This is a genomic window from Nostoc sp. (assembly GCF_036917935.1).
In the GTDB taxonomy this organism is placed as follows: domain Bacteria; phylum Cyanobacteriota; class Cyanobacteriia; order Cyanobacteriales; family Nostocaceae; genus Nostoc.
This window is the reverse complement of sequence record NZ_JBALEL010000062.1, coordinates 90365-101274: the sequence shown is the minus strand read 5'-3', so window position 1 is coordinate 101274 and position 10910 is coordinate 90365. Positions and strand designations below refer to the sequence as shown.

Genomic DNA, 10910 nt, shown 5'->3' with positions numbered 1-10910 from the left:
AAATAGCCAAAAAACTATTTAATAAACTTAAAATTCATGTAGCTTGCCCAAATTACCATCGTTGCCATAATTTAACAATGCAAATCTCCATTTATTGAGCAGAATAATATCTTATTGAAAAAAATCCTAACAATCTAAAATATTAATTCGCAGTTTCAAACCATTCCTAAATTGATATAATCCAAATATGAGATAGGCTATTGCACTACACCCATTGGATTAAACTCCATTAATAAAACATTAGAATAGTTTTGTAATATTTTTATAAAAATATTACGATTCAACTTAGTATATAGAATTATCCATATCAGATTAAAGATTGCCAAACACTTACTACCTTGCACCTAATGATTGGCTGAATATCAGCTTCCGGCTATGTATTGCATTGCTTATTGGAGCCACCATTGGCTTAGAACGCCAAATTAGGCGTAAACCAGCCGGTTTAAGAACTCATATACTGGTGAGTTTAGGTTCAGCCTTATTTACCTTGATAATCATCCAAACAGGAGGACTGCAAGCTAGTCCTGATGCACTTAGCCGCGTAATTCAGGGGATTGCAGCTGGTGTAGGATTTCTCGGTGCTGGAGAAATTGTGCGCCAATCTTCCCAAGAATCACAGCAACTTGAAATTCACGGACTCACCTCAGCAGCGGCTATTTGGGTTTCGTCTGCATTGGGAATTGCTGCTGGCTGTGGTTTGTGGCAATTAGGATTCATTGGTGCTTTACTAACTTTTTTGATTCTCAACGTTTTTAAAAGGTTAGAAAAACATCAAAATAATTCATAATTACAGACAAAGCAACTTGATTTATCAAGAGATAAATAAAAATGTCTGGGGCATCGATTCTCAGCTAGATGTAAATTTAAATTTCTCACAAATAAAAACAAAGTTACTGTCGGATTATTTCGCCTGCTTTCACAAAAAGAATTTGGGAGGACTTCAACCACTGGGAATCAAAAGAACCCAAGTGAGTGGTAGTAATCAGGGTTTGAAAGCGGTCTTGAATGGCATCAAGCAATTGATTTTGGCGAGATAAATCTAGTTCGGCCAGAACATCATCAAGTAATAGTAATGGTGGCTCTTTGACGACTTCTTCAATTAATTGTAATTCGGCTAATTTTAAAGCTAGAACCAGTGTTCTTTGTTGACCTTGAGAACCGTATTGACGAGCGGGTGTCTGGTTAATAGTCAATTCTATTTCGTCGCGATGGGGGCCGACAAGGCTAGTGCCTTGGTGCATTTGGGCAACGGCTCGCTGCTGAATTTTTGCTAAAAAAGCTTGCTGTACTTCTTCTGGCTGGTTATCCTCTACAGGAATATTAGGTACGTACTTAATTTGCAGAACTTCTGTACTGCCGCTAATACTGGCGTGCCAAGCACTAGCAATCGGAGCTAATCTTTGGATGGCGCGATCGCGTCGTCTAATTACCCTGGTTCCTGTGGTCGCTAACTGTGCATCCCAAACCGCCAGTTCTGTTAGCCCGTGCTGAGTGTCTAGTGCTGTTAGCGGATAGGTAGGGTTTAGCCCGTCTTGAGTTTTTTTTAAAAAAGCATTGCGCTGGCGTAACACATGATTATACTGCTGCAAAATGTGAGCATAAACTGGTTCAAGTTGAATTAATAGTGTATCTAACCAGTTGCGGCGACCTTCGGGGCCGCCGCGTACTAGTTCTAAATCCAGGCTGGAAAATTGGACTGCATTGAGAACGCCGAGAAAATCCATTTGACGGCGGATCGACTCGCCATTGAGAGCAACGCTACGGCGACCATTGCGGCGCAGGGTTAAGGTAAGTTCACTAAGTCCTGTTTGTCGCTCAAGGGTGGCATTAATTTGGGCTATGGCTTCCCCTTCTTGAACCAAATCGCGATCGCGGGTCATTCGGTGCGATCGCAATGTCGCCAGCAACTCCACTGCCTCCAACAAATTTGACTTCCCCTGAGCGTTATTACCGACCAAAATTGTTTTGGCAGCAGTAAATTCAACCTTTTGGTCTTGATAATTGCGAAATTGTCGGAGGTTTAGAGTTTTCAGGTACATAAGTCAATTTTGGATTTTAAATTTTAGATTTTGGATTGAAGATAATAGAACTAACCTTTTCAAGGTGGGTAAAAATTTTCGTTAAGAAATTGCTCTTTAATCTCTTTACTCTGTGTTCTCTGCGCCTCTGTGGTTAAATAAATTACTGTTAAACCGCAGAGAGCGCTGAGAGAAAAAAGGGATTTTACGAGTCAACTTGAAAGGGCTAGTTCTAGATAAATCTAAAATCTAAAATCTAAAATCTAAAATTTCCTTTTCACACAGCGCTCTTGCCCATAATCCGCAAAAATATCTTCTCCGCTTCAATCCACACGAACATTAAGGCACTGAAGCCAATACAAACCCCCAATTCCTCTAGAGTCAGGTAGTGAGTACCAAAGAAATCTCGCAGGGGTGGGACGTAAACTAGCATCAACTGCAAAATCGTGGTGACGACAACAGCTGCTAATACAAAGATATTGGAGAAGGGATTCATCTCGATGGTCAGTCGATTGTTGGAGCGAATGGCGATCGCATGACCCATTTGGGCAATACACAAGGTAGTAAATACCATTGTTTTCCAAGTATCGCGATCGCCCTTATACCCAGCAGCATGGGTATGTTGAAAAGCCCACCACATCAAGGCAATGGTGATAATGGCAAATATTATCCCAATGCGAATCATGTAAGAACCTAATCCCCTAGCAAAAATACTTTCGCGGGGACTAAAAGGCGGACGTTGCATCACATCCGGTTCTGGAGGTTCCACAGCTAATGCCAAGGCTGGTAAACCGTCTGTCACCAAATTCATCCAGAGAATTTGTAAGGGGGTAAGGGGAACGCCTCCCAAACCAATTAAAGGTGCGGCGGCAATTGTGAGAACTTCACCAATGTTACTGCCGAGGATGTATTTAATAAAGCGGCGGATATTGGTGTAAACAACTCTCCCCTCCTTGGTGGCGCTGACAATGGTGGCGAAGTTGTCATCAAGTAACACCATGTCACTGGCTTCTTTACTGACATCAGTACCAGTAATGCCCATTGCAATCCCGATATCAGCTTGTTTGAGGGCTGGAGCATCGTTGACACCATCGCCTGTCATCGCGACAAATCTGCCCCGGCGTTGCAGTGCTTGGACAATTCGCAGTTTATGTTCTGGGGAAACTCTGGCATAGATACTCACCAGGTCAACGTTTTCCTCTAATTCCTGGTCACTCATTCGCTGCAATTCTTGACCTGTAAGGACGCGTACACCGGAGGGGTTGCCGAAGGCATCGCCTTCTTGGGCAATTCCCAAATCAGTCGCGATCGCTCGTGCTGTCAATTGATGGTCGCCAGTAATCATCACTGGGCGAATGCCTGCATCCCGACACTCTTGGACTGCGGCTCTGACTTCTGGGCGTGGCGCATCTAGCATTCCCACCAATCCCAGCCATACCAAGTCTTGCTCAGATGTTTCATCTGAACCTTCCGGTGGGATTTCCGTAAGGGGTTTGTAGGCAAAACCTAGTACCCGTAAACCTTTACTCGCCATTAGGTCATTTTCTGCCAAAATTTTCTGGCGTTGTTCTTCGGTTAAAGTAACCGTGTCATTACCCAAATGAATCTGAGTGGAACGTGCCAAGGTTAACTCTGGAGAACCTTTGGTAAACATTAAGTAAGGTTCAGATTGGAGAAAACCGGCGATCGCTGGGTCAATACCCCTCGAAGACGTTTCACCTGTGGCGACTTGTTGCACCTGAGCAATCACGCTCATCCGCTTACGTTCCGAGGAGAAGGGAAACTCCGCAACGCGAGGTAACTTACTGTTCCACTGGTCTTTTTCGATTCCGGCTTTTCCCGCCAGGGTGATTAATGCCCCTTCTGTCGGATCTCCCAAAATTGCCCATTCACCTTGTTCTTTTTGCAACACCGAATCATTACAAACAGCACAGGCGACTGATAACGCTGAGATTTCTGGAGATTCCTCTAGGGAAATTTTTTGACCATTTAACTGAAAGTCCCCTGTGGGAGCATAACCTTCCCCGGTGACGCGAAAAGTTTTGTGATTGGTGGAAATCGATTGCACCACCATTTTATTTTGAGTCAGGGTGCCGGTTTTATCAGAACAGATGGTAGTTACAGAACCCAATGTTTCCACTGCTGGCAGTTTGCGAATCAAGGCGTTTTGGCGCACCATTCGCTGGGTTCCTAGTGCCAAGGTGACGGTAATTACAGCGGGTAAACCTTCTGGCACTACAGCAACCGCCATACTCAAGGAAACTTCCAAGAGTTCTTGAATGTTTTTAAAACCTCCGTCCTTGATCACACCGCCGATCACGACGATCGCCACAAGAATCAAAGAACCCGTAACCAGGACATTACCCAGTTGAGTCATCCGCCGCTGTAAAGGGGTAGGTTCACTTTCTACCGCCTGCAACATCGCAGCAATTTTACCCAGTTCTGTAGTCATTCCGGTGTTAGTCACCAGAACCTTGCCGCGTCCTTGAACTACTTCAGTTCCTTGAAAGACGACATTTAAGCGATCGCCTAATGATGTTTCCTCTGGCAATTTTAGTGATGACTGTTTATTCACCGCTTCGGCTTCACCAGTCAATGCCGACTCACGCACTTGTAAATTCGACTGTTCGATCAAGCGTCCATCTGCGGCTATCTGCATCCCAGCTTCCAGCAGCATTACATCCCCTGGGACTAATTCCTTGGCTGCTATCTCCACCTGTCTAGCGTCGCGGATCACCCGCACTAAGGGAGAAGTCATTTTTTTCAAGGCTGCCAGGGCTTTTTCGGCACGGCTTTCTTGCACGTAGCCGAGTATGCCATTGAGAATGACGATTGCTAAGATCGCGATCGTATCTTTAAATGGCACTTCACCGGGCTTCAAGGTGCCCGTTCGCCAACCCCAGAGGTCTATCAACCCAGAAATCAAAGCTACGCCAATCAGCATCAACAACATAATGTTCTTGAACTGATCCAGCAGAATTTCCCAAGTACTACGGCCAGCAGTTTCTTCAAGTTCGTTGGGGCCGTATTTTTGTAATCTCTGTTGAATTTCTTGGGGTGTTAAGCCGCTGTTTGCGTTACTATCGAGCAGGTCTAGCGCTTTATCAACTTCTAAACTATGCCAAACGGCGGCACCTTCAGGCAGAGAATTAGCAGACATCGTGTAGGTCACAGCAAATGGTTACAAAATTCGATCATAATTTAGTGATGGCAGGAAAACCATCTTCTAAAGTTACATTAAGGCGATCGCTCAGTAGACCTCTTGCAAAAGTCCATAACACCCCACCCCCAACCCCTGGAGCGTTTGCTTTACTCAAATGCGGGGTGGGGTTCTTTATTTTTGATTTATGCAAGAGGTCTAGTTGGATGAATGTATATGTAATTCTTAACATTTGGAAATTCCTCCTTTTTTAACATAGTATTATTTCTCACGAAAGAGTTTATCGGAACGCATTGTACCGATAATTGTGAGTAATAGAGCTTTGAAGCTTTGTTACAGAGCAGCTGCCACAATTAATTTTAGGCTGGCATTGCTTTCATTTTCATCTAGTCAATAGCCAGGATGCATGGCACGATTGCATTTCTCCATTTTTAATTTTGTGGAAAGTTGAGCCAGTCGCTTGTGTATTTCCCCGCTCAAGCGAACTGGCGTGCCAGTAGGGTTTCCTGACCTAGCAAACTTTTCAAGACGAATTTTGAATTTTGAATTGCTTAGGCGTGCTAAACCATTGAATAAATATGCTTAATATGAGTTTTGCACCCCCCACAACCGCAAGCCAGATGTTTGGGCAAAAAACAATTCGACCGCTGACTGCTGCTACCCTGTGTGGCATTACTTTCATTAAAGATAGACTGATTGCCATTGACAGTATTAAAGGGCATCTACTGGAGATTGATCCCACTTCTGACAACAGCAAAATTCTCAATCCCCATCAAGTTCAAGAATTTACCGATGTCACTGGTCTAGCAGCGTGGGACGATACCCTGTGGGTAAGCCGAGAAAATAGTGTTTACTTATGCAAGCTCAATGCCTTGGGTCTGGAACATTTTGTAACATTGCCTTATCCGGCTGACGGCGTTGCTGTTTGGCAAACAACAGTTTATGTCAGTTGCCAAAGGCTGGGCTACATTTTGGTTTTTGACAGCGAAACGCGAAAAGAGATTACCAGATTTTATGCCCCTGGAGTTGGGGTGGAAAATTTGGCTGTCAACCAAGAAATGCTGTGGATTTGCGATCGCATCGAACAATCAGTTTACGCGATGGACAGAGCCACGGGAGAACTGCAATTCAGTGTCCTGACACCCTTTGAATCTCCTACAGGCATCGCAATCCATAAAAATGCCGAAACAGGTAAAGAGAGTATTTACGTCGCTTATGCCTCAGAGGAGCCTTATATCCGGGATAACCCCAATGCCGATCCCAGTCATGAGCTAACATTCCGCGATCGCACTTTTATTCACCCACTGTATTATCATTACCAGCCAGATAAACGTTACGCCCTCTCTAACGGCTATCTGATTGAAATGTCTTATGCTGAGGAAATTGCACCCTTAGACGAGGTTTATTTACCTGATGTGGAATGGCGCATCGCCCTACCATCGGAAACTGAGCGTCAAAAGGTGAAACACGTTGAACCCATTGGCATACCTTTTACCGAAGAAGTGGTACAGGGGCAACGTGTAGCAGTCTTTAAATTTGATTCTCTTGCTCCAGGAGAACGGCATATATTTGGCTGGAAAGCACTTTTGGAAGTTCGAGGCATTAAGTATCGCATCACACCCAGAGATGTAGAAGATATACCAGAACTGTCCCCAGAATTGCAAACACGCTACCTAGTGGACGACGACGATTTAGCAATGGATACTACCATTGTTCGCCGTGCCGCCAGAGAAGCGATTGGTTCTGAAACCAATGTGCTGCGGAAAATGCACAGCATCCGCAATTATGTCTACGATCAGTTATCCTACGGTATTAAACCTTACATTGACACGCCAGATACAGTTTTAGAGCGGGGCGTTGGTTCCTGTGGCGAATATGTCGGTGTTTTACTTGCCCTATCCCGTTTAAATGACATCCCCTGTCGCACCGTAGGCAGGTACAAATGTCCTCCCCATAGTGACTTACTAGGAGTGCCGCTACAACCCGACTTTAATCATGTTTGGCTGGAGTTCTACGTCCCTAATTTTGGCTGGTTGCCAATGGAATCAAATCCTGACGATGTTGCTGAAGGTGGCCCTTATCCAACGCGCTTTTTTATGGGCTTATGCTGGTATCACATTGAAATTGGCAAAGGTATCACCTTTGAAACCGTCACAAGCAAAGGTTCGCGGCTAACCAAAGAAGATATTCCCATCGGTGATTTGGCGATAAATCATATCCGGTTCACAATTCTTAAAGAATTGCCAGACTTTTGAATTAGGGCATTGAGCATCCTGGAAAGGCGCTGAGAAAGCGAGTAGTGGCGTGGCAAGGCTAAAATGTTGCAAAAAAAATGTAGGTTGGGTGGAGGCTTTGCGTAACCCAACATCCTGATATATGTTGGGTTACGCTCCGCTCCACCCAACCTACGTCTACTACGTCTACGTTTAATGCACTATTTTAAGCTTGCCACGGCAGTAGGGTGTGTTATGCCGTAGGCTACTAACGCACCTTAATACTCTCTGATTAACCACAATTTTCGTCTACATCTACACTCTTATTCCTATTCAAGTATTCTTCAAACAATTCAAAAAATTTCTGTAGTGCCTCATGCTCGTCTACAGAATAGAAAAGAATTATTTTAGACCATGACTGACCTGAGTTAATTCCATATTTGCCTTCAATCCATGATTGAAACCCCTCAAATTCCCTTTCTGGCTCAGTTGGGAGTATGCCAACTTCTCTTCGAGCCAGACTATATCCTCGCAAAAGCATATCTAGTTCAGTGATTGGACTAGTTCTTAAGTATATACCCGGTCTTTTCTTTATGCCCTTTAGAATCTCGTTGTAAATATCAAATTGACGAAACTTAGAATCATCTTTAGTAGGGCCAGCTTTTTCTTCACTTTCTTGAATCTTGGAATCATCTTTGTGTTTTAGAAACTTCTCATATTCTTCAAAAAATCTGTAGAAGGCATTTCTCTCAGTCCGATAAAGAAACAGAATTATCTCAGACCATGGTTGTGAAACTGTAGTTTTTACTCTTTCTTGCATCCACTCGTCAAATCCTTCCATTGGGTAGCCTTGTGGATTTAATCCGAAGTGATTTATTCGACTTAAATACCACCCCCTTACAAAGGAATCAAGGTGAGTAATTGATGGCTTATCTATATACATGACTGGATTTTCTTTAATCTCTTGGAGAAGTCTACATAGATTCATCATATTGATTACTTCAATTCAATTTAGTAAGTATGGTGTGTTATGCCGTAGGCTAACGCACCTTAATACTCTCTGATTAACCACAATTTTCGTCTACATCTACACTCTTATTCCTATTCAAGTATTCTTCAAACAATTCAAAAAATTTCTGTAGTGCCTCATGCTCGTCTACAGAATAGAAAAGAATTATTTTAGACCATGACTGACCTGAGTTAATTCCATATTTGCCTTCAATCCATGATTGAAAACCTTCAAATTCCCTTTCTGGCTCAGCTGGGAGTACGCCCACTTCTTTTCGAGCCAGACTGTATCCCCGCAAAACCATATCAAGTCTAGTAATTGAACTTCTGCCTAAATACATTCCTGGTCTTTTCTTTATATTACTTAGAATCTCGTTGTAAATATCAAACCGAGGAAAACTCATATCCTCACTAAGCCTTGAAATGTTTTCATTTTCTTGACTTTTTGAAATATTTTTCTGCTTTAAGAACTGCTCAAATTCTTCAAAGAACCTATTAAAAGCAGCTTGTTCACTTCCAGAGCCAAAGAGAATTATCCCAGCCCAAGATTGAGTCAAATTAGTTTTTGCTCTTTCTTGTATCCACTCTTGAAACCCTTCCATTCCACAAGAGTCTATTGTAGTAAATCCTAGTGTGATTAGACCATCTATATACCCAGTTAAGAATGAATCAAGACAAGTAATTGATGGCTTGTCTATGTATATAACTGGATTCTCTTTAATCTTTTGGAGAAGTATAGTGAGATTATTCATGCTGATTACTCTAATTTAATTTAGCTAGTAGGGTGCATTCTTTATGAGGGTACGGCATCTTAATACTCTCTGTTTAACCACAATTTTCGTCTATTTCTAAATTCTTGTTCCTATTCAAGTATTCTTCAAACAATTCAAAAAATTTCTGTAGTGCCTCATGCTCATCTACAGAATAGAAAAGAATTATTTTAGACCATGACTGACCTGAGTTAATTCCATATTTTTCTTCAACCCATAACTGAAAACCTTCAAATTCTCTTTCTGGCTCAGTTGGAGGTACGCTAACTTCTTTTCGAGCCAGACTATATCCTCGCAAAAGCATATCTAGTATAGTAATTGGTGAATTAGCTCCTAAATACATTGCTGGTCTTTTCTTTATATTACTTAGAATCTCGTTGTAAATATCAAACTGAGGAAAACTCATATCCTCACTAAGCCTTGAAATATCTTCATTTTTTTGAATTTTTGAATTATTTTTCTGCTTTAAGAACTGCTCAAATTCTTCAAAAAACCTATTAAAAGCAATTTTTTCACTTCCAGAACCAAAGAGAATTATCTCAGCCCAAGATTGACTCACATTAGTTTTTGCTCTTTCTTGTATCCACTCTTGAAACCCTTCCATTCCACAAGAGTCTATTGTAGTAAATCCTAGTGTGATTAGACCATCTATATACCCAGTTAAGAATGAATCAAGACAAGTAATTGATGGCTTGTCTATGTACATAACGGGATTTTCTTTAATCTTTTGGAGAAGCGTATAAAAATCATTCATGCCAGCAACCTCTACTTTGGTGAAGATTTAGTAATTAGACTTCTTGCATAAATCAAAAAAAGAACCCCACCCCGCCTTTAACTTACGTCAAATTCTCCCCTCCCCGCCTGCGGGTAGGGGCTGGGGGTGGGGTGTTAGGGACTTTTGTAAGAGGTCTATTGAACAACCACATTGTGCTTTTATTAAGGTCAATCTTTCCTATCACGAGGAGATGAATTATCTGGCAGTGTATCAGCACGAACCACATCGCTAATCCATTCTCCCTCAATATTATTGTTAGAACAATTTGCATAATCATCCCATGTCATAGTGTCGCCAGTTGAGTATTCATAAACGACTCCACGAGTTTGATTATTACCATCTCCATCATTTAAACGAATCCACGTTACATAATCACCAGATGGAGGATAACCACCACCAAATTCACGACCTGGAGATTTATTAGCTAAACTTCTAATTGCCCCTGGCGCAGGTCGCCAACTCCGAAAGTGATGAGTTACAAATTTGTCAGGATAACCAGACCTCCTGTAATGTACTGTTTGGTGAAATTTGTAATTATAAAGAACTGAAGATTGACCTTGTGGCCCACAAACTAAATTAAGTGGATAAAAAGAACAATATCTCTCCTGAGCTTTATTTGGAACCTGCTCATTTTGAGCTTTAGTTGTGCTAATTGCAGCCTTTGCAATAGAACCTAATTCCAAGCCAGCAGCGGCACATTCAGGTTGAACAGCACAAGCGTCTGGAGACAACAGCAATGCATAAACAGGTTGGGGTAAAATCCCCTTAAATATTAGAAGTAAAAGAAACGTCCAAATTCCTACTAATCTAAATAAAGATTTATTTGTGGTTAATCGCACTAGTCTTAACTCCTTACAACCAAAGATAAAAATCGGTGTATCTTAACAACTAGGTTGTCTGATAGGAGAAGAGAATCAGGTCAGTAAAAATACGAGTATTTATTAGATTATTTTGAAAATTGAATCA

9 protein-coding genes are annotated in these 10910 nt (G+C 42.0%); 2 read left to right on the top strand and 7 right to left on the bottom strand.

Features of this window, described 5'->3' with window-relative positions:
• Window positions 1-319 precede the first annotated feature (319 nt).
• Window positions 320-787: an MgtC/SapB family protein gene (locus V7K62_RS27100; RefSeq protein ID WP_334869610.1), complete on the top strand. Its 468-nt coding sequence runs from the start codon at window positions 320-322 to the stop codon at window positions 785-787.
• Between the two features lie 103 nt (window positions 788-890).
• Here V7K62_RS27100 and recF read toward each other — a convergent pair whose 3' ends face one another.
• The 3 genes from recF to V7K62_RS27085 all read right to left on the bottom strand — a co-directional run bounded on the left by recF (window position 891) and on the right by V7K62_RS27085 (window position 5410).
• Window positions 891-2039, bottom strand: coding sequence for a DNA replication/repair protein RecF (gene recF, locus V7K62_RS27095; RefSeq protein WP_334869608.1), 1149 nt, complete (start codon window positions 2037-2039; stop codon window positions 891-893).
• A gap of 256 nt (window positions 2040-2295) precedes the next feature.
• Entirely contained in the window at window positions 2296-5178 is a 2883-nt protein-coding gene (locus V7K62_RS27090) for a cation-translocating P-type ATPase (RefSeq protein WP_334869606.1), read from the bottom strand.
• A 34-nt stretch (window positions 5179-5212) separates the two neighbouring features.
• Window positions 5213-5410: a hypothetical protein gene (locus V7K62_RS27085; protein ID WP_334869603.1), complete on the bottom strand. Its 198-nt coding sequence runs from the start codon at window positions 5408-5410 to the stop codon at window positions 5213-5215.
• A 355-nt stretch (window positions 5411-5765) separates the two neighbouring features.
• Here V7K62_RS27085 and V7K62_RS27080 point away from each other — a divergent pair, with 355 nt between their 5' ends.
• Window positions 5766-7433 carry a transglutaminase domain-containing protein gene (locus tag V7K62_RS27080; protein WP_334869602.1) on the top strand — a complete coding sequence of 556 codons (1668 nt, stop codon included), beginning with the start codon at window positions 5766-5768 and terminating at the stop codon, window positions 7431-7433.
• 250 nt (window positions 7434-7683) lie between these two features.
• On the opposite strand, the gene V7K62_RS27075 is transcribed toward V7K62_RS27080, so the two are convergent.
• The 4 genes from V7K62_RS27075 to V7K62_RS27060 all read right to left on the bottom strand — a co-directional run bounded on the left by V7K62_RS27075 (window position 7684) and on the right by V7K62_RS27060 (window position 10783).
• Window positions 7684-8382, bottom strand: a complete 699-nt coding sequence (locus V7K62_RS27075; RefSeq protein ID WP_334869600.1) for a hypothetical protein — start codon at window positions 8380-8382, stop codon at window positions 7684-7686.
• A 73-nt stretch (window positions 8383-8455) separates the two neighbouring features.
• Entirely contained in the window at window positions 8456-9151 is a 696-nt protein-coding gene (locus V7K62_RS27070; RefSeq protein WP_334869598.1) for a hypothetical protein, read from the bottom strand.
• A gap of 73 nt (window positions 9152-9224) precedes the next feature.
• Window positions 9225-9923: a hypothetical protein gene (locus tag V7K62_RS27065; protein WP_334869596.1), complete on the bottom strand. Its 699-nt coding sequence runs from the start codon at window positions 9921-9923 to the stop codon at window positions 9225-9227.
• A gap of 188 nt (window positions 9924-10111) precedes the next feature.
• On the bottom strand, window positions 10112-10783 hold the full coding sequence (locus V7K62_RS27060) for a hypothetical protein (protein WP_334869594.1): 672 nt from the start codon (window positions 10781-10783) through the stop codon (window positions 10112-10114).
• Window positions 10784-10910 lie beyond the last annotated feature (127 nt).

Coding starts and splice junctions, on each gene's coding strand:
- recF (WP_334869608.1), bottom strand. CDS start 2,039: ATGTACCTGAAAACTCTAAACCTCCGACAATTTCGCAATTATCAAGAC.
- V7K62_RS27085 (WP_334869603.1), bottom strand. CDS start 5,410: ATGTTAAGAATTACATATACATTCATCCAACTAGACCTCTTGCATAAA.
- V7K62_RS27065 (WP_334869596.1), bottom strand. CDS start 9,923: ATGAATGATTTTTATACGCTTCTCCAAAAGATTAAAGAAAATCCCGTT.
- V7K62_RS27080 (WP_334869602.1), top strand. CDS start 5,766: ATGAGTTTTGCACCCCCCACAACCGCAAGCCAGATGTTTGGGCAAAAA.
- V7K62_RS27075 (WP_334869600.1), bottom strand. CDS start 8,382: ATGATGAATCTATGTAGACTTCTCCAAGAGATTAAAGAAAATCCAGTC.
- V7K62_RS27090 (WP_334869606.1), bottom strand. CDS start 5,178: ATGTCTGCTAATTCTCTGCCTGAAGGTGCCGCCGTTTGGCATAGTTTA.
- V7K62_RS27070 (WP_334869598.1), bottom strand. CDS start 9,151: ATGAATAATCTCACTATACTTCTCCAAAAGATTAAAGAGAATCCAGTT.